A 21,272-nucleotide genomic window follows, 5' to 3' on the forward strand; every position below is an offset into this window, starting at 1 on the left:
CGTAGACGAGCGGCTTCGCACACGGGGGCGCAAACCCCGACCCTTTGAAGCGCCCGGAACGATGCCATGTTGTCCCGGGCGGGCGATGTTGACGAAAACTGCCCGCGACTATTTCGCGAGCAAGCCCTCGCGGTCGAGGATGGTGTCCACTTCGTCACTCGTCTTCTTCAGGAAAGCATCGATCTTGGCATCGTCGGTAGCAAGCGACGGATCGGCGAAGGCGACGACGAGCTGGGCGGCGACCCGGGTGAGGATTTCCTCGATCGGGCCGATCGAGGGCAGCGTGAAGAACTTGTAGCCTTCGGGATAGTCGACAAAGGCCGCAAAGGCCGGCTGCTTGGAGGTGACCGACGCATAATCGACGCCCGAACGGTTCGGCAGCCAGCCGACATTCTGCAGCAGCCAGACGAGGTTTTCCGGCAAGTTCGCAGCCATGGCGAATTCCCAGCCGAGCTTGGCGGCGTCTTCGTCGCCGACGACATAGAGATTGGTCGGCAGCGCGATCGATCCCGTCGGAAGCGGCGCCGTCGCATAATTCAGGTCGGGCGCCTTTTGGGCAATGTCGCCGATGACCCAGGATTCGCGAATGAACATCGCGGTCTGCCCACGCTCGAAGGCATCGGCATCGGCCGGCATTTCCGGCGTTACCGATTTGTCGGTGAAGACAAGTTCCAGATATTGCTTGAGCGCCTTGCGACCCGCCTCATTGGCGAAATCCGTCTTCCACTTGCCCTCGCCGGCAGGAACAAGAATTGCGCCGCCGTACTGATGCATGTTGGTCCAGAATTTCTCGGCAATGCCCTGGCCGCCCCCCGACAGACGCAAGCTCCAGCCGGAAACGGTCGGCTTGCCCGATCCATCGCGCTGGGTGAGCTTCTTGGCATATTCGGTGTATTCTTCCATGGTCTTCGGCGGCGTGGTCAGGCCGGCAGTCTTGAACATGTCGGTATTGTAGAAAAGCGAGCCCTGCCCGCGAAAGAGTGGAACGCCGTAGACCTTGCCGTCGTAGCTGGCGATATCGGTGAAGAACCTATCGAAATTCTTGGGATCCTTGACGAAGGCGGAAATGTCTTCCGGCGCCTCCGGCAGGATGTCGTTTTCAAGGTAGCGGGTGGCGGTTGAGCCCGAGAGTTCGATGACGGTGGCGCCTTCCTGGCCACCGCCGGTCAGGCCGAGCGCCACCCGTTTCTCGTGCTCGCGCAGCGCAATCGCCTCCACCTTCACGTCGAGGTCCGGATGACTGGCCTTCATCCCATCGGCGACGTGCTGGTAGAAGGGCGCCATTTCCGGATAGCCGCTCCAGACCGTCAGCGTTTCGGCAGAAGCCGCCGTCATGCCGGCGGTCAACGTGCCGGCAAGGGCTGCGCTCAGGAGCAATACCCGGGTGGAAATCCCGGTCGTGACTGATGCGTTTTTCATATTCTGTTCCCTTGTTGTTATTGACAAAAAGCTCTCATGCAACCGGTTGCGTGTCAAGCTTGCGTGGTCTTTGACTTTTACCTGAATCCCTCATGCTTCCTCCTCAATTGTCAGTCGCAAGCGCGATAGCGCATCCGGCAAGCGCTTCTGCGGAGCCCGGGGCAAAGCTCATCGGCAGCCCGTAATAGCGGTGCGCCTCATCGACCTCGTAGCCACCGAACCGGAACTCGCTCGCCGGCGGGATGTAACCCGGATTGTCATCTGCAAAACCGATGACGAAGGCAGGCCTGTCGCGTCCGAGCGCAGCTCGGATGGACAGTGCCGTCTCGGCAAAGATTTCTCCTGGCAAGGCGACAACAGGCACACCGCCCCAGTCGAGAACCGTAACGCGCGCGGCAATGGGTTCGGGCACCACCGGCGCAATGGTTTTCGCCCAGTCTGCCCAATAGCTGAGTAGCGCTCTGCGGGCTGGTTCAGCGGTCAGAGCCTCAGTCCGCCAGCGTTGTTCGAGGGCAGCGGCTGTTTCCGTTTCGCGCCGCTCAAAACCAAGCACAACGCTGCCGTTGCGCGCGCTCGCCCGATCGGACACCGGCTGTTCTTCGGCATGAAGCGCAGCTTCGGCGATCCTGCGGCCGACCTGACCGGCCGTGTCGAACGTGCGGTCCTGACTGGCCGAAAGCGTGATCGAGGCATGGGCAGAGTGACCGGTATTGGCGTCACCGACGCAGCCGGTCATGAACAGTGCAACGCACCCCGGATATGCTTCTTCAAGGGCTTGACGGACGAAATGCGGATAGTCCGCTGTCCAATGGCGATTGTCGGCGCCCAGCACGACCGGGTGGCAGGCATAGGCGGTAACAACCGCGATCATCCCGCCGTCCTCGCCGCAAATACGCAGCACCGGCAGGCATGTGTCCACCGGCCCGCCGGGGTGGCGCCTGTTGCGGGCGACCCCCGGGTCGCTGCCCTGCCCGACCGTGATCCGCGCTGGCCTTCGCAGGCAGACCGCCTTGTCGATTGCGGCGACGCAGGCGTCTTCCAGTCGCTCCAGATACGCCAGATCGGCGGCAACGCTCAGCCTCCCCGCCATCGAAACCGGGCCCCCGTGCGTGTGAAGAGCCGCCACCACGATGTTTTCGGCTGGGAGCGCACACCGCTTGCGGATCCGTGCGCTCATCGCTGCATCGATGCCGATGACGTCGGCAACGACAATGGCAGTTTCGCCAATCACCACGGCGCGGACCGTCAAGCCATCATGCGCGCCCTCGGCCGGCAAGGTTCGGGCCGCAAAGCCGGACATCGGCAAGCCTGGTGTGGGAGTGATGTCGATAATGGCTGCTCCGGCCCGGATCATCGGCAGAATGCCCTTTCACCGTGAACCCAGACCTCGCGGACCTGGAGCGCGCGATCACCCTGCGACCAGTCGAAGCGGATGAGATCGGCCCTCGCACCAACATCCAGTCCCCCTCGCCCGCCGACGAACCGGCCAGGGTTGCGTGTGGCGAGCAAAAGCGCCTCCGCCAGAGACATGCCGGCCATTTCGGCAGCGATGGCGACATTTGCCGAAAGCGGCAGGCTGGCGCCGGCAAGATAGGGAGTGCCGGCGACACCGATCCAACCTTCCGGCGAGACCTCGACCGTGCCGCCGATCGATTGCTCGTAAAGTCCGGCCGGCATGCCGGCAAGCGCCACCATGTCGGATACGAGGAATGACCGCTCCATGCCCTTGGCACGCAGCATGACTTTGAACGTATCGGCCGACAGATGCCAGCCGTCGGCGATGAAGCTGGCAGTCAGGCGATCGTCAGCAAGCTGCGTCCAGATGACGTTCGGATGACGTGGCAAGATGGCTGCCGCGCCATTGCCAAGATGCGTGGACAGGCTTGCGCCGGCGGCCGCCGCCGCATGGATTTCATCGGGCGTCGCAGCCGTATGGCCGAGTGCGACGAGAATGCCTTTTGCGCTCAGGGCCTTGATATAGTCGATACTGCCTTCCAGCTCCGGCGCGAGTGTCACCATGGCGACGAGATTGCCGGATACCTTCTGCCAGCGCTCAAATTCGGCCATGGAGGGTGGCCGGACATGCGCCAAGGGATGCGCGCCGCGCGGACCATCCATGCTTGAGATCGACGGGCCTTCGACGTGCACTCCCGGCACCATCTCGGCTATCAGCCGGTGGCCGGCGCGGCTTTTGGCGATCACCTCGAGCGCCTGGAGGATCGCCGACTCCGAAGCCGTGACGAGTGTTGGGAGCCAGGTGGTGACGCCGACGCTCAACAGTTCCTCGCAGAGCGACAGCATGATGTTTTCCGTCACAGCGCCGGCATTGAGGTCGAAGCCCCGAAAGCCGTTGACCTGCAGGTCGATCAGGCCGCTAGAGAGATAGCTCTTGTCCGTCTTTTCTGCCGGTCGGATCGCGGCTATCGTCCCGTCGAGGATATCGATGCTGATACCCTTTTGGCTGCGAGGATCGATGCCGTCGACGGTGACCATCAGAGCGCCTTCACCCGACCCTGGAAATGTTCAATGAAGCGGGCGTTTGCCTCGTCGCCGCCCGGCGCATTGCCGCTGCGCCAGACAGGCGGCTCGATGCCGCGCTCGGCGAGCCTCGCAACCGTGCGGATGACGAGGCAGTTCAGCGTGAAGGCGTTGGCGAAGGTGGAGACCGCCGCAATGTTTTCGCCCATGCCCGGCACGCGGACAATGGCATCGCCGATCGGAACCTTGCAGTCGATCGCGATGTCGACGATTTCGTGCAGATTCTGCTTTGTCGGGTGGCGGGCCGGATGATTGGGGGAGGTGTTGGCTGCATGCTGGAAAGAGCTGATGCCGATCAGGAAGACGCCGCGCCGGCGCGCTTCCAGCGCCGCATCGATCAATGCGGCATTGATCCCGTAAGCGTTTACCAGGATCAGCAGATCGCCTTCGCCGAGACGCTGATTGGTGATCACCACCTTGCCATAGCCTGGCGTGCGCTCGATCGCCATGGAGCGCAACGCGCCGTTCGAAAGCAGCGTGCCTTCATCGAGGATGGCGCTGATGTGCATCAGCCCGCCGGCACGGAAGAAGACTTCCTGCGAGGCGAGGTTCGAATGACCACCCGGCCCGTAGATGTGTACCAGGCGATCGACGGCGATCTGATCGGCAAGCTTTGACGCCGCCTGATCGAGCGGCCCCCTCTCCTCTTCCAGCACCCGGCGCATCAGCGCCTGCGTTGCAGCAAAATAATCGGCGCAAAGCGCATCGGCATCAATGGCGTCGGCTTCAGGCATCGGGGTCGGAGTCCCTGTCGATATAGAGGGTGCAGGCCTCATGGTTGCGCAGGATGCTGGCGGGGCAATTGGTGCTGAGCGGCCCATAGAGGGTTTTCGACACCGCATCGCGCTTGACCGCGCCCGGCACGACGCAGAACAGACGACCTGCCCGCAGCAGGCGCGGCACGGTCAACGTAATGGCCCGGTGCGGCACCGATCCAAGGTCGGGAAAGCAATCGTCGTCCACCTGCTGCTGGCGGCAGACCTCGTCCAGCTCGACGATCTTCACATCCAGAGGATCGTTGAAATCTGCAACCGGCGGATCGTTGAAGGCGATGTGGCCGTTCACACCGATGCCGAGGCAGATCAAGTCGATCGGCGCTTCGTTCAACAGCGAGGAATAGCGCGCGATCTCCGCCTCGGCATCCGGCTCCGGCGTGATACGGTGGACAGCGGCAAACGGCAGCCGCGTGAAGACATGGGCGTCGAGCCAATTGGCAAACCGCGCCGGCGAGGCCGGATCGAGGCCGACATATTCGTCCATATGAAAAGCCGTCACCCGCCGCCACTCGATGCCTGGCTGAGTGACGAGCGCCGAAAGCATGTCGGCCTGGCTGGGGGCGGCCGCAAACACCATGCGCACGCTCGACTGCCGTGACAAACATCCAACGAGTGCGCCGGCAATGTCTGCGGCAGCAGCAGCCCCCATCTCGGCCCGTGTGGCGAAGCTTTCGACCGTCAGCCGGTCGATGACCCTGCTTGCTTGCGGCGACGGACGGTGAGCGGTGGCAGGGTTCAAGATGGTCTCCACGTCAGGACACGGGAACAGGCATCGCACAGCCGCAATGACGGCGGCGTCCAGTCAAGTTCCCTTTGTTCTCGTTGGAGGCAGAATTCCATGCAACCGGTTGCATGTCAAGCGATTGAGTGGCAGTGTGAGCCTGTTGATTGATGCGGCTCCAAACTTCGTGGTAAGCGGAGCCTGAGGGCAAGGGTTTCCGGTCACCATGATAAAGCGTGCCAAGGGCGTTACCATCAGTCAGGTCGCGGATGCGGCCGGCGTGGCGCGTTCCAGTGTGTCGCGCGCCTTTACGCGACCCGGGATGCTGCTGCCGGAAACGGTCGAAAGGATCATGAAGGCCGCCGAGGCACTCGGTTATGTCCCCAATCACACGGCCCGCGCGCTCAGCACGGGGCGGCATGGAAATGTCGGCCTCATCGTCCCCGATATCGCCAATCCCTTCTTCCCGCCCCTCATTCAGGCCGCCCAGCTCGAAGCGGACCGCTCCGATTTCTGCATCTTCCTCGGCAATACGGGCGAAAGCCCGAAGCAGGAAGACAAGCTCGTCGGGCGTTTCGCCGGCCAGGTCGAGGGTCTGGTGCTGGCGTCCTCGCGACTTTCGGAAGACCGTATCCGCGCCCATGCCGAAAAGTTGCCGCTCGTGCTGATCAATCGCGATATCGCGGGCATTCCCCGTGTGCTCATCGACAGCAGCTCAGGCGTGCGCCAGGCTGTCGAGCATCTGGCGAAGCTCGGCCATCGCAGGATCGCCTATGTCAGCGGGCCGGCAAATTCCTGGTCGAACAAGCAGCGACGCGCGGCCATCCGCAGTGCGGCAACACCGGCCGGCATCGAGGTCGACATCGTGGCGGCAGCTCTGCCAAGCTATGAGTCCGGGCGCAATGTGGTCCAGGCGATCCTTTCAACTGGCGCGACAGCCGCTGTCGCCTTTGACGACGTGACGGCGCAGGGCGTTTTGGCCGGACTGTCCGAAAACCATGTCTCCGTGCCAGCCGATTTCAGCCTCATCGGTTGCGATGACGTGCTTGGCGCCGTCACCTTTCCGGCACTCACCTCGGTTTCGAACCGGTCCGTCGAGGCGGGTCGTGTCGCCGTGTCGCTGCTTCTCGACATGCTGCAGTCCCATGCCATACGTGACGTGCGCTGCGTTCTTGAGACCCATCTCGTCTTGCGCAGTACAACCACTGCTGTCGCCTGATCGCTGCCGCAAGACCAGGCCTTGACCCAGATGCCACGGTTTCGGTCAGCGCCTTGAAAACGGCAGTCTCCGGCAAGCGCGTATGGTTAGCGAAGGCCATCGATCGTTGCACGCTCATTGCCTTGAAGGAGCGCTCGTCAGCCAGCGACAGCGCCGTGGCATCTGCCGGGATGTAAGGAATGGTCGAGAGCTTATCTGGTCTCGCCCGAACAGGACTTTTCAGGATCACGAGACTCCGCCAAAACAGCGGAGCCTCGTTTCCGGCAAATACAGCATTGCTGTAATTGCTGGATTTCACAGCATCACTTTGATATAGTCCGGGGAACGACTTCGAAGGATTAAAGCGATGGCCAGCCGAAACGGATCCTATACGACGAGCGATCTTTCGCGGAAGTCCGGCGATATCATCGCCGAAGCGCTTCGTCATCCCGTGACGATTACTCAGCGCAGCAAACCGCGTCTCGTTATCTTGAACATAAACGACTACGAGCGGCTCATAAAGGGTGCCGATGCCCGAGCGATCGGGTCGATCGACACCATGTCCGACGCCTTGTTCGCCGACATGGAGCGCGCGGTCGAACAATATGCTGAGGACGACGAGGTCGGGCGATGAGTGTTTACGACGACATCCAGACCGCAGCCGTCTTCGCTATTCTTATCTCTGGCATCGAGAAGCAGTAAAAGGCGGGAGGGAGGGACGCAAGGAGCGCCCCGTCGCGGTCGGCGTGCGGATAGCGCGTGCCAATGGGGACCTGGTGTTGTTTTTCCCGATCACCACGAAACAGCCCGAGCGGGACCGGTTCGCCTTCGAGATCCCGGCAATCGAAAAACGTCGCGCCGGCCTCGATGCAGATCGCCATCTCTGGATCATCATGGACGAATTCAACAGCGACGTCATCGGTCACTCGTTCTATCTCGAACCGGAGCCGCCAATTGGCCGGTTCAGCAAGGCCTTCTTCCTGCCGATACTGCGCGAATTCATCGCACGCCGTAAATCGCTCTCCGAAGTCAGCCGCCATCGCTGCACGGCAATTCTCCATTTGAGCCCCTGAAACGGCATCAATCCTTCCTGTGACAGGCAATGTGTTGATTGCGGCAGAGTTCACGTACGAAGGGGAACTGCGCCAGTTTGCTCGACATGGAGATACGCCGCTCGTCGCGCCGGGCGAGCTGCAACGTCAGCGCCGAGCGAGCGACCTCGCAATATCGACAATATCGTCGCGGCCAGCGGTTGGATCTTCCCTGTTCCAGGCAATGCCAAGCCCGATCCGGAAGTCGATCCCGCTTACCTTCTTCAGTTCAAAGCCGCGATTGGGAAGTTCAAGCGTCCATTCCGGTGCAAAGCCGATGCCAAGCCCGGCAGAGACCAGCGACACCAGCGCATAGGTGTCATCGCAGCTGAAGGCAATGTTGGCGGTGAGATCGTATTCGGCGAACTTCTCATTGAAGTAGCGTTCCGAGAACGACAGGTTCTGCCGGGAAAAGGCGATGATCTTCTGAGTGCGCAGATCATCGATGCTGATCTCCTCTTTGGCTGCCAGCGGATTGGCATGGCCAACCGCCAGGTAGTAGCGCTCATGCGCAAGCGAGACGAAGCGCAAGGAGCCGATGTTTTCCACCGGGCGGATGAAGCCTAAATTGAGCTGGCCGGTCTCCAGGCCGCGGATGATCTCGCCGGTATTGCCCGACGCGATATGGATGCGGACATCGGGATACTTGCGGGCGATCTTGGCAAGGAAGGTCGGCAGCATGCCCATGGTGGCGGGGTAGATGCTGCCGATCCTGATCTGGCGGATGCGACTGCCGCCGGCTGCCCGCGTCAGTTCGGTGGTCAGATCGATGTCGCTCAAGATCCGCACACAGCGATCATAAAAGGTCTCACCTGCCCTGGTCAGCTCCACCCTTCTCGTCGAGCGGATGAACAGCGGACAGCCAAGCTCCCTTTCCAGCGACATCACATGATTGCTGAGCGCCGGCTGGGCAATGCACATCCTGGCTGCCGCCCGGCCGAAGTGCAGTTCCTCGGCCACTGCTTTGAAATAGGAGAGTTGGCGTAGTTCCATGTTCGCGTCGCTTCCAGTAGATGGGCTTCAATTTACATACTATAGTTGATAAACTTATGGTGTGCAAATTGCGATCTTTCGCGCATGGACATGCGTAAATTGGTCGGTCGCAACTTTGCTCGCCTCCGTCGGGAAAAAGGCCTGACGCAGGAAGATATTGAGACGCGATCAGGCTACAGCCAACAATATCTCAGTGGGCTAGAGCGCGGAAAACGCAATCCCACTGTCGTTACCCTTTATGAATTGGCCCAGGCACTTGGCGTGAGCCACGTAGACCTTGTTTCTCCCGATGATCCATCTCCGCAAACCAAAGTAGCAATGTGATCTTCCATATCAACGGGCGCACGACGGGTTCCATATCATCAAAGCCCACAAAAAAATCCGCGCTGGCCAGCGTTTTCCTCGATGCGTGAGCGGTTGCCGGCTTTTACGGACTACATCACGAAATATCTGGCATGTATGCGTCTCGGTTCCGCTAGGCACCCGGAGATCGACTGATAAGGTGGGAGTGGACGAGTAAGGTCTGTCGGACTGAGCTATCGGGCCGAGCGGCGGTGAAGATTCTCATCATCAGTCGGAAAGCCAAGGAACAAAGACGACAGTTTCAATCGCGGCAAATGCAAAAGCTAGGACTGGCCTTCGAGTTTTCTAGATGCGAAGACTGGCAAGGCAGCAAACACTTGGCCGAGCCGAACACTACCCGAGGATGTCGCCTGCTTACCTCGCACAGGCTCGCTCAGAAAATTGTCGAGCGCAACGAACGGGCCCTGAGGCTGGCGACGTGCGGCCCAGATCGAATACCAGCGATTTCATTGATACGAGCAATCCCCCACCGAGCCAATTTTCCAGCCCGACCTGTGGCACGAGTTCGAGCTTTTCCACTATTGAGGCTGATCGAATTTCCAGAATTGTCTCTCGGTCGTTGTCATTACATGCGAGACGGGCTAAATGGCGCAGGAAAATTAGTATTGAACCAAGCGCCGATGGGCAGAATCGCGTTCGCTGGCTCAATGATAGGTCGCAATGGCCTCAGCAACGGAGACTGAAGTGACGAAGAAGGCTTTGATAACTGGCGTAACTGGTCAAGATGGTGCCTATCTCGCAGAATTGTTGTTGAAGAACGGGTACGAAGTTCATGGGCTCGCCCGACGGTCAAGCTCTTCGGATGTCAATCTCAGTCGCCTTCAATGGCTTGGCATTGAACGGGATGTCCGGATTGTTGACGGCAACTTGCTCGACCTCTCAGGTCTCATCCGGACGATGAGAGATGTAAAGCCCGATGAAATCTACAACCTCGCAGCACAATCATTCGTGAAGTCGTCCTGGCAGCAGCCGATCCTAACCGGCCAGGTTACGGCGCTCGGCGTCACCAATGTATTGGAGGCGGTTCGTCTCGAAAAGCCGGACGCGCGCTTCTACCAAGCATCCTCGTCCGAAATGTACGGCCTCATCCAGGAGCCGATGCAGTCTGAGACGACCCCATTTTATCCGCGGTCGCCCTATGCTGTCGCAAAGCTCTACGGTCACTGGCTCACGGTCAACTACCGCGAAAGCTATGGCCTACACGCATCCAGCGGCATCCTTTTCAACCATGAGTCTCCTCTCCGAGGCATTGAGTTTGTTACCCGCAAAGTCACCGACGCAGTCGCGCGCATAAAGCTCGGCCTCGCAAAAGAACTTCGACTTGGGAACATCGATGCAAAGCGCGACTGGGGACACTCGAAGGACTACGTCCGTGCCATGTGGCTGATGTTGCAGCAAGACGTTCCGGACGATTATGTGATCGCGACAGGCCGAACAACCACTGTTCGTGACATGTGCGCCATCGCATTCCGGCACGCAGGACTGAGTATGGATGATCACCTCGTGATCGATCCCGACTTATTCCGCCCGGCGGAAGTGGATGTTCTGCTTGGTAATCCACAGAAGGCGCGTGATAGATTTGGATGGGAGCCCAAGATCGGCCTCGAAGAAATGATCGTTGAGATGGTTGATGCCGATCTAAAGCGGCTAAGCTGATACGTCCGTCATCGAGTTGCGAGTGTCCATGTCGAGAGAAGATCGTATCTTGGTTACAGGGGCTAACGGTTTCGTTGGTTCATGGCTTCGGCGCGAACTAGACCGACGGAAGACAGAAGACGGACGCGTCGTTACCGTCATCGCAACCGGTCATGGAAGCGCATCTGAGCAGGCAACCGATATAACGGATCGCGGCCAAGTCGCGGACCTAATCAGAAATTGCAGGCCGTCGGCAATCATTCATCTGGCGGCGATTGCCGCCCCGGCCGAGGCTCGCAGGATGCCACAGCGAGCCTGGGACGTGAATTTCCGCGGGACGATGAATCTTGCCTACGCGACGCTCGAACACTCACCCGAAGCGCGCTTCATTTTTGTGGGCAGCTCGGAATCGTACGGTGCGTCCTTCAATGATGCGGCTGGTGCCCCGGTTAGCGAAGACCGTCCGCTTAAGCCGATGACGGTGTACGGCGCTACGAAAGCAGCCGCAGATATATTGGTTGGACAACTTGCCTACGAAGGGTTGAGAGCAATCAGCTTTCGTCCGTTTAATCACACTGGGCCCGGTCAGACCGATAGCTACGTTGCTGCTGCGTTTGCCAAGCAGCTTGCGGAGATCTCCTCCGGCGCCAAACCCCCTCGTATCGAGGTGGGAAACCTATCAGCCTTTCGAGATTTCCTCGATGTACGAGACGTTGTACGGGCGTATGCAGATTCGGCACTCATGGAGCTGCCGTCGGATGCATTTGGCAAAGCATTTAACCTCTCTTCCGGTCGACCGATGCAGATTCGGTCAATCCTTGACACCCTGATTGAGCTGTCCGGGCTAACAGTGGAAGTAGAGATTGATCCACAGCGCCTGCGTGGCACCGAAGTCCCCGTGGCTTCCGGTCATAGTGAAGCGGCTCTCAGGACCTTTGGTTGGAAGCCGGCAATTGAACTGCGCCAGACGCTCCATGATGTGCTCGAAGATTGGAACGCCCGGATATAGCACCAATCATAGTGCGGTCCAAAATGGAGATAACCTTTGCTGAGCGACATGAGGAAATACCGACACTTCGTGCTTTCCTCCACCAAAGAGCAGTTGTTTGGGCGGATCTCGCGACCGCGGAGCTTGTGTTTCGTTCTACACACGCCGGCGCCGCCGTTGGATCTAAAGCCAAGCACCAAGGTATTTATTGAACAGGCGTCAAGCACATCATGAAAGCTTTGCTGGAATTCGCAATTCGTTGGCTTTCAAAGCATCCTCGGTGGAAGTATCAATGTTTGCAAATACTTCGCCACGTTCCTTGGATGAGAAAGAGGCTGGAAGCTTTCGCTAATGCGCGAGGATATGGGGGCATCGAACAAGCCAACGCTGAAAAGAGATGGAACATTGATGCCCCCAAGGGATCGGTCGCTAAGTGGAACGGTCTGCTTCAACACCGCGGGCAAAAGGTGACTTCGGATGCGACTATGGATTGACGGTCAATGTTTCCAAACCGCAAGCAAGAAGCGAGGGATCGGTCGCTATGTACAAGAATTGATTCTTGGCATTGTGGATAATCACCATGACGTCGAGCTTTTGGTTTCTCTTAACGCCGCCATGCCGTTAGAGGCCCTCGCTGCTCGTGACCATCTTCAACAGTGGATCAGACCCTCTAATATCTTCATGTGGCATGGCGTCGCCGAAGGTGGGGAAGCAATCCGCGGCTACACCAAAAAGAGGGGTTTAAGCGAGCAAGCGCTCGCCTACCATGTGGCATGTATAAGGCCCGACATTGCGCTGTCCGCAAGTCCTTTTGAAGGGTCGGGCGACAAAGCAGTTCAGCTATCGCCAAACGAAATTTCAGGAATTCCAATCGCATCAATCTTTTACGATGCGATTCCCTATCGGTTTCCCCAGCAATATCTCGCAAGCCAGGCATCACGTGCTTACTACGAAAGGCGACTTGCCCTCTATTCGCGGTACGATCTAAACCTTTGCATTTCTGAATATTCTCGAAATGAATGCATCGCATTCTCCGGAAATCCTCAAGCAGTGAATATACTTGCGGGTGTCTCAAAAGATTTTACCGACGCGCTCGAACATGTGAACTTGAACTCACCGCGACCGACCGAAAAACCCTTTATCCTTTACGTCGGAGCCTTGGACTGGCGAAAGAACATAAGATCCGCGATTGAAGCGTTTGCTCAGCTACCAGCAGATATGCGCGAGCGGTATAGCTTTGTGCTGGCGGGCGATCATCCACGCGCTCTGTTGCAAAATGAACAGGACCGTTGGAGGAAACTTGGACTTACTGAGCGAGATTTTGTGGTTGTCGGCCATGTAACGGATAGCGAGCTTGCCGCGCTCTATAAGATGACGGATCTAGTGATTCAACCTTCATTACTGGAAGGATTTGGTCTTACCGCCCTAGAGGCAATGACCTGCGGTGCACCCATAATTGCATCGAACACAGGCGCCGTGCCTGAAGTCGTAGGTGATCGAGACTGGCTTTTCGACCCCACTGATGTCGCCGACATCGCACGGGTGATGAAACGAGCCCTGAGTAATTCTGGCGCGATGCGAGCCGCAGCTGAGATGAGGCGCAGCAGTGCCACGGAATTTAGCTGGGCAAAATCTGCGAGTATTGCAGTTTCTGCGTTGAGGCAGACAGCCGACCGAATGAAAGCGACCGGCAGCGCTGGCTCCATTTTGACTGCCGAGCAGGGGGTCTTGAAGAACCTTGCTGGCACACGCCTGCCGGCCGAGTTACTTGCTGACACTCTCGCACGTTCCGAGATCACGACCTCTACGGGACCTCGCCTCATAGTCGACGCGACATCCACCTATCGTGTGGACCACAAAACGGGCATCCAACGGGTCGTGAAGAACATTTGCGCCAATTTGGGAGCACAACAGGCCGACGGAGTTGAACGACTGGTGGCCTATAGCGATTCGCCCGACGGTTGGTTTCGTATTCCTAGGACCCTAGAAAGAGCAACCGGCGCGAATGAGTTCGCGGACGAGGCACGGCTAGAGTTCTCGTCGGATGACCACATCCTGATGCTCGACAGCTCATGGGAGTTTTACCAACATCACTATTGGACATTGTTGTCCGCGCGCCTGAGGGGAGCGGCCGTGATCTCGTGTCTGTACGACATGGTGCCGCTCAAATACCCCGGAATGTGTCACTCGGGTATGCCTCCATTCTTTTCAGCTTGGTTTCAGAAAGCACTGAGTTATTCAACGTCCTTTGTATGCATTTCGAGGGCCGTCGCCGACGAACTTTTTGCAATGTTGAAGGCTATTGAGTTTCCACGCTCAATGAAGATAGGATATTGGCATCTCGGAGCAGACTTTTCGCAAGATAATAGCGACGCCATTCCTAAACCCGCTACGGCAAGTGTTCAGAATTTCATCATGGTCGGAACGCTTGAGCCGCGCAAAGGGCATACAGTCGCACTGGACGCTTTCGACGCCTTGTGGAGCCAGGGTATCGACATCAAGCTTACGATCATCGGAAAGGCTGGGTGGGGTGTCGAGAGTCTTATCCGACGTATCGAGGGACATACTGAATTCGGCCAACGACTGCGTTGGTTCAACGGTATATCCGACGAGGAGTTGCAAAAGGCCTATGCAGGCAGCGACGCACTCGTCGCAACCTCATATGCCGAAGGCTTCGGCCTCCCCATCGTCGAAGCAGCCCACTTTGGGAAACCTGTGATTGCCAGCGACATCCCGGTGTTTCGAGAGGTTACTGCGCGCGGACAAGACTGCCGCTTCTTTACCCCAGGCTCATCGCTGGCTCTTGCAGAAACTATCCGCTCGTTTTTACGTGCCAGCGACGGCATGCCCGCAAAAGCAGCCAGAGTCGAGTCGACGGCAACCAATGGGCGCTCGACTAGCTGGAAGGAGAGCGCGGAGGAACTCCAGCGGGTCGTGCTTACCGACGATTGGTACAAGATATACCAGCCGCGCTCCGACAAGAGCTATGTGCCCATCAGCGACATCGGCAATACGAGGATGAGCGGACCGCTGAACTCAACTGAAACACGATATGAAATCGTGCTCGTAGAGGGGCCGACTCCAGAAAACGGTATGCTGAAATACTTGGTTAGCGTTACTAACCTGTCCAAGAAAATGTGGGCGAGCGCTACCGCAAGCGATCCATCGTTTGCGGTGATGATGGCTTATCGCATCATATCAAAGGACGGAAATATTATCTTCGCAGACAAACCCGGAACCCTCATCCCCTTTGTTCTGCCCCCAGGCGACAGCTTGTATATGTCAATCGAAATTCCATCTAAATTCAAGGGTAAGCACGGTGCTTTCGCTGAGATTAACTTAGTGCAGGAGGCAACTGGTTGGTGGAACAATCCACTGTATTTGGCGCTTTGATATGCACGGGCAAGCGACAAGCGGAGTGTAGGTAGCGAGCCAATGAAGATTGGGATCGACGGACGTAATCTCGTCACCAGCATGACCGGAATTGGGCGGTATGTTCTCGAGATGAGTCGTCATCTTGCGCTACTTGGTCATCAGCTGCATCTTTATCTGCCCGAAGCTCCATATGGCGACCTAAAGCAGCTCCCCGATGCTGAACTGCGTATTTCGCGCTTTCCGGGCGGGATAAGACGCATGGTCTGGGCACAGACAGAGTTGCCGCGCCTCGCGGCGAAGGACCAGCTCGACGTCTTTTGGGGGCCGGCGCACCGCCTCCCGTTCGTCCTAGACCGTCGAATTGCACGTGTTGTAACAATTCACGATCTTGTCTGGCGAGACATGGCCGCTACGATGCAATGGCAGACGTGGCTGGCCGACCGTTGGTTAATGAAACCAGGGGTCACTGTCGCGGACCAAATCGTCGCCGATTCAATCGCAACAGCGAAGGCCGTGACCAACGAATTTCCTCGATGCGCTCACAAAGTCAGTGTCATATATCCTGGGCTACCGGCGATCTGCGGGACAGACTCCTCCGCGACGATTTCACAATTCGGAATCGACCGACCATACATTCTATTTGTAGGCACTCTGGAGCCGCGCAAAAACCTCCTTAGATTGCTACAGGCCTATGCCGCCCTGCCGGAATCCACACGTGAGCAATACTTGCTGGTGCTGGCCGGTGGACAAGGTTGGAGGCTAGGTGACCTGAGAAATCACATCGCGGACCTCCATATTGAGCCCTCCGTCCGTCTCACTGGTTACGTAAGCGATACAAATCTAGCAACGCTTTACAGCAATGCTCGACTACTCGCGATGCCGTCACTTTACGAGGGCTTTGGCTTTCCGATCATTGAGGCAAACGCGCGAGGCATTCCGACGCTAACCTCAAACACGTCATCAATGCCTGAAGTCGCGGGCAAGGCCGGCATACTAGTGGATCCGCTTGATGTGAGATCTATACGTGACGGTCTGCAAAATTTGGCAACCGACGATCAGCTACATACTTGTCTCGCGGAGAACGCTCGGCCGAATTCGGCAAGATTCGACTGGGCAAACAGTGCGAACGTCCTACAAAATGTACTTGAGAAGGCTGTAGGCGAGCGCCACGCCGCTTTGCGGCATTAGACAACTGAGAGGCGATGTCCGGAAAAGGCGCCTCCTGTTGCACGCAGAGGATTCTTGTTTGAGGACCCATAACCTGGGGTTGTCAACATGACTGACACTACTTTTTGAAACACGCCGCAACCGGCGGCGCCAAAATGGACATGAATAAAGGATGAGTATGCTTAAGAAAATAGCAATGCGTATTCCTCAATTAAAGAGACTGGTCGACGAAAGAAATGCGCTCCAAAGCAAACTAAGCTCTGTCGCTTTGGCCGGAACGGGAAGTCCCTTTCTTAACTATGCATCCAGCTTTGACGCAATTGAAACTATTACTCGTCATGCCCGAGACAATGTTCAGCCGTCGGCAGATCACCTGACAAACTTCCTAGGTGTCAAAATTGAACCTCGTTTTTTTCCCGGCATCCTAGACGGCAAGGCGGGATCGGTTGAGCCAATTCCAATTCCAGCAAATTGGCATGCGGATGTGGCCGAGTGGGCGGCCGTCCTGCGTTCGGTCGATCTCGCCGGTGGTACGTTCAGGGCCGTCGAACTTGGCTGCGGCTGGGGCTGTTGGCTGAACAACGCCGGGGCCGCGGCGCGCAATCGCGGGCTCAAAGTCGAGCTCATCGGCATTGAGGGTGACAACGAACACGTCGAATTTGCCAATACAGCGCTGGCCAGCAACGGATTTATACCCGATCAGTTCCGTATCATTCATGGCGTGGCGGCACCCCAAGCCGGCACAGCGCTGTTTCCGATTGTGGAGAATGCTGGTGCCTCATGGGGTTCAGAACCGCTGTTAAGCGCATCCGATATCCAAGTGGAGGAGGCCGTTGCGAGCGGACAGTATCAGGTATTGCCCGCGCTCTCGTTAGACCAAATAACACTTGGCGGCCCCGTTGATCTCCTGCACATCGATATTCAAGGCGGCGAAGCGGACTATGTAGACGCGGCGATTGCTGACCTGAACCGATACGTGCGCTATTTGGTTATTGGGACACATTCTCGACAAATCGAAGGGCGTCTTATGTCTACTTTGCTCTCTAATGGGTGGAATCTAGAAATGGAGCGGCCAGCGATTATCGTGCTCGACAGCGGAGGCCCCCGGATATCTGTGGACGGCGTCCAAGGGTGGAGATCGCCAATCTCAAGACCGCCATTGGGCTGATACTGGAAGATTTGTCAGGCGAAGTGAGAAACTGACCCCCTGGAGGTGCGGACGAATTCTTGGACTAACAGGAGATAGTTCATGTATTCGTACGAAGACCGCATTGAGGGCCGTGCAGCTCTACATCAAGCTTGGTAAACGCGTGAAGGCCACGATCCGTCAGTTGGCTACCCGACGAAGAATGCACTCAAGCATTGGTGTCGCGAGTACGACGTTCCAGGCCGGCCTGATCGGCACGGCGATAGGTGTAGTGGTAAGTCGACCGATCAAAGTCCAACGCTCCACAGGCACGCCGGATCGAGATCATCCAATCGCGGCACATGCCCTTCACCACCTCTCGCTTCCGAGCAGGCCTCAGAGCCTTCGGCGAATGACGTCCTGCAGCATCTCGCGGTCCAGCGTCAGATCCGCGACAATCTTCTTCAGCCGCGCATTTTCATCCTCGAGCTGTTTCAGCTTCTTCATCTCCAGCGGCAACAGTCCGGCGTATTTTTTCTTCCAGTTGAAATAGGTCGCCTGGCTGATTCCTGCCTTGCGGCAGATCTCCGCAACTGGCACACCCTCATCACCCTGCTTCAGAATGAACGCCTTCTGAGCGTCCGAAACCTGCGATGCCTTCATCGTCGTCCGTTCCTTTCCCACGCAGGAAAATGCACCGGAAAACTCTTACCAAAACGTAAGCATTGCGAGCGCCCCACATTTTATTGAATTTCAGTTCGCGCATAATCCCATCCTTCGAGATTGAGAGGTGGGAATGATGGATATGGGGCCATTCGACGGCGAGGAGAAGGCTGTATCGCATAATGCTGATGACAGTCATCAGCACTATGCGCAAGGTGCTGCAGAGCGGGCTCGATCGGGTCCGCGTCGTGTCGAGGTTATCATTGGCGGAGATCGCCGCCGTCGATGGAGCCCGGAGGACAAGGCAAGGATCACTGCGGCGAGTTTTGTGCCCGGCGCCAATATCTCTGCGGTCGCGCGTCAATACGGCGTCAGCCAAGGCCTGTTGCACTACTGGCGGCGCTGCGCCCGCGAGAGCTTATCGGATGCGGAGGAGATGCGTTTCGTGCCGATCGTGAAGGTTGGCGAAGAACAGCCTCAACCATCTCTCGGGAAGACACTGACCGTTCGCGTTGAGATGAACGGTGCTTGTGTCGTTATCGAAGGCGGAGTTGATGAGCGTACGTTGCGGACGGTGTTCAGTGCGATACGGGGTTCGGCTTGATCACGCTTCGATCGGATTTACGGATCCTGATTGCTTCCAAGCCGGTCGATTTTAGGAAAGGCATAAACGGTCTGGCGGCGCTGGTGTCGACCGCGCTTGGCGCGAACCCTTATTCGGGCGACGTGTATATCTTCCGCAGCAAGCGCAACGATCGTTTGAAGATGGTGGCTTGGGACGGCAGTGGCATGGTGTTGTTGACCAAGGTTTTGGAAGATCGTCACTTTACCTGGCCTGCCGTTCGTGATGGGGCTGTTCATCTCAGCGCGAGCGAAATGGCGCTTCTGTTGGATGGTCTGGACTGGACTGGACTGGACTGGACTGGACTGGACTGGACTGGACTGGACGAAGGTAGAGCAGAAGCCCGTGAAACGTCCTACAAAAATCGGTTGATCTTATTGTAATCCATGGACAATTTAACTGCTATGCGGTAGTTCTTGGTCATGCTCAACCGTGGCCAACACTTGCCTCGGGACCCAGACATTCTGGTCTGCATGGTCCTGGAAAGAGACGCTGAAATCGAGCGTCTGAAGGGCATGTTGAAGGCGGCCAACGCGCAGCCTTTTGGGCAGAAGTCCGAAAAGTCCATTACGGTTCTCGAAGGGCAGATCCGTCTCGATCTGGGAGATGCCGAGCTTGAGATTGCGGTCGGTGCGGCCAATGATGAGTCTAAGCCCGCTCAGGCGCCGCGCCAAGCAAGCGCCAAATCTCAACCCCGCCGCAACCTCGGTGCCCTCCCTGAACATCTTGAACGCGTCGTTGAGGTGATTGAGCCATCATCCTTGGAATGTGCCTGCTGCCAGGGGCAACTCCATCGCATTGGTGAAGAAGAAAGCGAGGCCCTCGCGTCACGGCCGGCCACGCTTTATGTTCTGCGCACCGTGCGACCGAAGTATGCCTGCCGGACTTGTGAAACCGGCATTGTTCAAGCCAAAGCGAAACCGCGTTTGTTTGAGGGCGGCTTGGCGACGACGGCGATGATCAGCAATGTGGTCGTATGGCGATATGCCTGGTACCTGCCCCTCAACCGCCAGGTCCAGATGCTGAAAGGACAAGGTGTCCGTTTAGACACATCGACGCTTTGCGGTTGGATGAGACGGTCAGCCTGGTAGCTGAAAATGCTCTACGACAAGCTCTTGGCTTACATTCACAGCCATAACCGGGTGTTTGTGGACGAGACCCGCATGCCTGTCCTGAAAAAAGGCCGGAAACGAGCCAAGGTCTGTCAATTCTGGGCGCATGCGGTGGACGATCGACCATGGAACGGTCCCGCGTATCCCGCGGTTGCCTATGTCTTTGCCCAAGGTCGAGGCAAGGCGGAAATCCAGTCGCAACTGGCCAGCTACAACGGGCTCCTGCAAGTCGATGCGTATAAAGCTTATAAGAGTTTGACCCGGCCCGGTCGTAAAGCCGGAACGATTAAACTCGCCTATTGTCTGGCTCACGCGCGTCGCAAGTTTGTGGATGTCTATAAGAAGTACAAATCCGAGCTGGCCAAAGCGGTGATCGAGCGCCTGGCCGAGATCTATGCGATTGAAGCCAGAATCCGCGGCACGAGCGCCGAGCATCGCCTGTCGGTCCGTCAGACGCAAACCAAAGGCCTGATGGCTGATCTCAAAACGTTGCTGATGGATACGCTCAAGAATATATCCGCCAAAGACCCGGTCGCATCCGCCATCAAGTACACTCTGGGGCTCTGGTCTGGGCTAACCCTATTCCTGGATGACGGCAGGCTTGAGGTCGATTCCAATACCGTCGAGCGTAATATGAGAAGTATTGCGCTTGGACGCGTCAACAGTCTGTTCGCCGGCAGTGATGGCGGCGCCGAGACGTGGGCCATTTTGGGTTCGTTGCTGACCACAGCAAAGTTGAACGGCCTCGATCCCTATACGTGGCTCAACGACGTGCTTGAACGCATCGTGTCGGGCGAGATAAAGTCGACCTCCCTTGAGCGTTGCCTGCCTTGGCATTGGAAACAAGAACATGCCGATATGAATATGGCGGTAGCAGCGTGAAACGACCCAAGCGTGCGAAACTTTTGACCCTCGAGCAGCTGGAAGCCTGGTTCGACAAGGCTGAGCCGGCGCCGCCTTGTGGCGGCGTCTCGATGATGAATGGCTTCCTGACCGGTTTGGCGGCTGGCCCAGTCTTCCTGCTGCCCAATGATTGGATGTTCCATGTCATCGGCGATCACGAGAAAAAAGCGCTCATCGGCAACAAGATCCAGGCGGTGATCGACACGATCGTCGATCATTACAACCTCATAGCCCACCAACTGACGGCGCCCGGCCGTTATGCGCCGATGTTAATGCGGACTGACGAGGGCGAAGTGCTTGCGGGCGACTGGGCCGACGGGTTCTTCGGCGCCATTAGCCTGAATCTAGAAGATTGGGCACCGCTGTTCGCTCAAAAGCAGACCGGCGAACCAATCATGGGCATCCTCATTCAATGCACAAAGCCCGATCTGATCGAAATGATCTCGACGGCGTTTCCCAAGCCGACTAAGGCCATCCTTAAAGACGCCTGGCGTACGCTCCCATTCGCGGTCGAGAGCATCTACGCGCACTGCAAGCCGATGCGCTTCAATCCAGGCGCTCCCGCCAACGACGCTTAGTCCA

17 protein-coding genes and 5 pseudogenes are annotated in these 21,272 nt (G+C 57.6%); 13 read left to right on the plus strand and 9 right to left on the minus strand.

What is annotated here, in order from left to right:
• Window positions 1–108 precede the first annotated feature (108 nt).
• The 5 genes from C934_RS0128760 to C934_RS0128780 form a co-directional block, all read right to left on the minus strand.
• Window positions 109–1,419 (minus strand): ABC transporter substrate-binding protein, encoded by a 1,311-nt coding sequence (locus C934_RS0128760; protein ID WP_018859980.1) that lies wholly within the window; start codon window positions 1,417–1,419, stop codon window positions 109–111.
• 103 nt (window positions 1,420–1,522) lie between these two features.
• Window positions 1,523–2,773, minus strand: a complete 1,251-nt coding sequence (locus C934_RS0128765; protein WP_018859981.1) for a hypothetical protein — start codon at window positions 2,771–2,773, stop codon at window positions 1,523–1,525.
• Complete coding sequence (locus tag C934_RS0128770; RefSeq protein ID WP_018859982.1) at window positions 2,770–3,912, minus strand: N-acetylglucosamine-6-phosphate deacetylase; 1,143 nt, start codon at window positions 3,910–3,912, stop codon at window positions 2,770–2,772. Before C934_RS0128770 ends, C934_RS0128765 begins: the two co-directional genes overlap by 4 nt.
• The gene (locus C934_RS0128775; RefSeq protein WP_018859983.1) at window positions 3,912–4,691 is read right to left on the minus strand and encodes a sugar isomerase domain-containing protein; all 780 of its coding nucleotides are present in this window, start codon (window positions 4,689–4,691) and stop codon (window positions 3,912–3,914) included. Before C934_RS0128775 ends, C934_RS0128770 begins: the two co-directional genes overlap by 1 nt.
• On the minus strand, window positions 4,684–5,472 hold the full coding sequence (locus C934_RS0128780) for a 6-phosphogluconolactonase (RefSeq protein WP_018859984.1): 789 nt from the start codon (window positions 5,470–5,472) through the stop codon (window positions 4,684–4,686). Before C934_RS0128780 ends, C934_RS0128775 begins: the two co-directional genes overlap by 8 nt.
• 208 nt (window positions 5,473–5,680) lie before the next feature.
• On the opposite strand from C934_RS0128780, the gene C934_RS0128785 reads away from it, so the two are divergent.
• Window positions 5,681–6,673: a LacI family DNA-binding transcriptional regulator gene (locus C934_RS0128785; RefSeq protein ID WP_018859985.1), complete on the plus strand. Its 993-nt coding sequence runs from the start codon at window positions 5,681–5,683 to the stop codon at window positions 6,671–6,673.
• 34 nt (window positions 6,674–6,707) lie between these two features.
• Here C934_RS0128785 and C934_RS36000 read toward each other — a convergent pair.
• Window positions 6,708–6,869, minus strand: a pseudogene (locus C934_RS36000) (type II toxin-antitoxin system HipA family toxin); the annotation flags it as partial.
• A gap of 150 nt (window positions 6,870–7,019) precedes the next feature.
• Here C934_RS36000 and C934_RS0128790 point away from each other — a divergent pair.
• Window positions 7,020–7,286: a type II toxin-antitoxin system prevent-host-death family antitoxin gene (locus C934_RS0128790; protein WP_018859986.1), complete on the plus strand. Its 267-nt coding sequence runs from the start codon at window positions 7,020–7,022 to the stop codon at window positions 7,284–7,286.
• A pseudogene (locus tag C934_RS0128795) lies at window positions 7,283–7,725 on the plus strand (hypothetical protein). Before C934_RS0128790 ends, C934_RS0128795 begins: the two are co-directional and overlap by 4 nt.
• Window positions 7,726–7,771: 46 nt before the next feature.
• On the opposite strand, the pseudogene C934_RS36550 reads toward C934_RS0128795, so the two are convergent.
• Window positions 7,772–7,873, minus strand: a pseudogene (locus tag C934_RS36550) (ATP-binding protein); the annotation flags it as partial.
• Window positions 7,852–8,736, minus strand: coding sequence for a LysR family transcriptional regulator (locus tag C934_RS0128800; RefSeq protein WP_018859988.1), 885 nt, complete (start codon window positions 8,734–8,736; stop codon window positions 7,852–7,854). The gene C934_RS0128800 and the pseudogene C934_RS36550, both read right to left, overlap by 22 nt.
• Before the next feature lie 84 nt (window positions 8,737–8,820).
• On the opposite strand from C934_RS0128800, the gene C934_RS34295 reads away from it, so the two are divergent.
• From C934_RS34295 to C934_RS0128825, 6 genes are all read left to right on the plus strand, one after another.
• Window positions 8,821–9,060 carry a helix-turn-helix domain-containing protein gene (locus C934_RS34295; protein ID WP_083929931.1) on the plus strand — a complete coding sequence of 80 codons (240 nt, stop codon included), beginning with the start codon at window positions 8,821–8,823 and terminating at the stop codon, window positions 9,058–9,060.
• A 723-nt stretch (window positions 9,061–9,783) separates the two neighbouring features.
• The gene (gene gmd, locus C934_RS0128805; RefSeq protein ID WP_026372168.1) at window positions 9,784–10,755 is read left to right on the plus strand and encodes a GDP-mannose 4,6-dehydratase; all 972 of its coding nucleotides are present in this window, start codon (window positions 9,784–9,786) and stop codon (window positions 10,753–10,755) included.
• Between the two features lie 28 nt (window positions 10,756–10,783).
• Window positions 10,784–11,743: a GDP-mannose 4,6-dehydratase gene (locus tag C934_RS0128810; RefSeq protein WP_018859990.1), complete on the plus strand. Its 960-nt coding sequence runs from the start codon at window positions 10,784–10,786 to the stop codon at window positions 11,741–11,743.
• 456 nt (window positions 11,744–12,199) lie between these two features.
• Window positions 12,200–15,115: a glycosyltransferase family 4 protein gene (locus C934_RS0128815; RefSeq protein ID WP_018859991.1), complete on the plus strand. Its 2,916-nt coding sequence runs from the start codon at window positions 12,200–12,202 to the stop codon at window positions 15,113–15,115.
• Between the two features lie 42 nt (window positions 15,116–15,157).
• Window positions 15,158–16,285: a glycosyltransferase family 4 protein gene (locus tag C934_RS0128820; protein ID WP_018859992.1), complete on the plus strand. Its 1,128-nt coding sequence runs from the start codon at window positions 15,158–15,160 to the stop codon at window positions 16,283–16,285.
• Window positions 16,286–16,436: 151 nt separating this feature from the next.
• On the plus strand, window positions 16,437–17,432 hold the full coding sequence (locus tag C934_RS0128825) for a hypothetical protein (protein WP_018859993.1): 996 nt from the start codon (window positions 16,437–16,439) through the stop codon (window positions 17,430–17,432).
• Between the two features lie 199 nt (window positions 17,433–17,631).
• Here the strand turns inward: C934_RS0128825 and C934_RS34300 are convergent.
• Window positions 17,632–18,053: pseudogene (locus C934_RS34300) on the minus strand (transposase); the annotation flags it as partial.
• A gap of 136 nt (window positions 18,054–18,189) precedes the next feature.
• Here C934_RS34300 and tnpA point away from each other — a divergent pair.
• From tnpA to C934_RS0128850, 4 genes and pseudogenes are all read left to right on the plus strand, one after another.
• Window positions 18,190–18,657, plus strand: a complete 468-nt coding sequence (tnpA, locus tag C934_RS0128835; protein ID WP_026372169.1) for an IS66-like element accessory protein TnpA — start codon at window positions 18,190–18,192, stop codon at window positions 18,655–18,657.
• Entirely contained in the window at window positions 18,654–19,058 is a 405-nt protein-coding gene (gene tnpB / locus C934_RS32855; RefSeq protein ID WP_442965935.1) for an IS66 family insertion sequence element accessory protein TnpB, read from the plus strand. Before tnpA ends, tnpB begins: the two co-directional genes overlap by 4 nt.
• A 39-nt stretch (window positions 19,059–19,097) precedes the next feature.
• Window positions 19,098–20,669, plus strand: a pseudogene (tnpC, locus tag C934_RS32860) (IS66 family transposase).
• Entirely contained in the window at window positions 20,666–21,268 is a 603-nt protein-coding gene (locus C934_RS0128850) for a YecA/YgfB family protein (RefSeq protein ID WP_018856628.1), read from the plus strand. The pseudogene tnpC and the gene C934_RS0128850 overlap by 4 nt, the downstream one beginning before the upstream one ends.
• Window positions 21,269–21,272: the final 4 nt, after the last annotated feature.

This window comes from Rhizobium sp. 42MFCr.1 (genome assembly GCF_000377185.1).
Lineage (GTDB): Bacteria > Pseudomonadota > Alphaproteobacteria > Rhizobiales > Rhizobiaceae > Rhizobium > Rhizobium altiplani.

What these genes read in the sequence shown, in the direction of transcription:
- tnpA (WP_026372169.1), top strand. Translation starts at nt 18,190, where the DNA reads ATGGATATGGGGCCATTCGACGGCGAGGAGAAGGCTGTATCGCATAAT.
- C934_RS0128770 (WP_018859982.1), bottom strand. Translation starts at nt 3,912, where the DNA reads ATGGTCACCGTCGACGGCATCGATCCTCGCAGCCAAAAGGGTATCAGC.
- C934_RS0128765 (WP_018859981.1), bottom strand. Translation starts at nt 2,773, where the DNA reads ATGATCCGGGCCGGAGCAGCCATTATCGACATCACTCCCACACCAGGC.
- C934_RS34295 (WP_083929931.1), top strand. Translation starts at nt 8,821, where the DNA reads ATGGACATGCGTAAATTGGTCGGTCGCAACTTTGCTCGCCTCCGTCGG.
- C934_RS0128810 (WP_018859990.1), top strand. Translation starts at nt 10,784, where the DNA reads ATGTCGAGAGAAGATCGTATCTTGGTTACAGGGGCTAACGGTTTCGTT.
- C934_RS0128785 (WP_018859985.1), top strand. Translation starts at nt 5,681, where the DNA reads ATGATAAAGCGTGCCAAGGGCGTTACCATCAGTCAGGTCGCGGATGCG.
- C934_RS0128815 (WP_018859991.1), top strand. Translation starts at nt 12,200, where the DNA reads ATGCGACTATGGATTGACGGTCAATGTTTCCAAACCGCAAGCAAGAAG.
- C934_RS0128790 (WP_018859986.1), top strand. Translation starts at nt 7,020, where the DNA reads ATGGCCAGCCGAAACGGATCCTATACGACGAGCGATCTTTCGCGGAAG.
- C934_RS0128775 (WP_018859983.1), bottom strand. Translation starts at nt 4,691, where the DNA reads ATGCCTGAAGCCGACGCCATTGATGCCGATGCGCTTTGCGCCGATTAT.
- C934_RS0128760 (WP_018859980.1), bottom strand. Translation starts at nt 1,419, where the DNA reads ATGAAAAACGCATCAGTCACGACCGGGATTTCCACCCGGGTATTGCTC.
- C934_RS0128825 (WP_018859993.1), top strand. Translation starts at nt 16,437, where the DNA reads ATGAGTATGCTTAAGAAAATAGCAATGCGTATTCCTCAATTAAAGAGA.
- C934_RS0128800 (WP_018859988.1), bottom strand. Translation starts at nt 8,736, where the DNA reads ATGGAACTACGCCAACTCTCCTATTTCAAAGCAGTGGCCGAGGAACTG.
- C934_RS0128820 (WP_018859992.1), top strand. Translation starts at nt 15,158, where the DNA reads ATGAAGATTGGGATCGACGGACGTAATCTCGTCACCAGCATGACCGGA.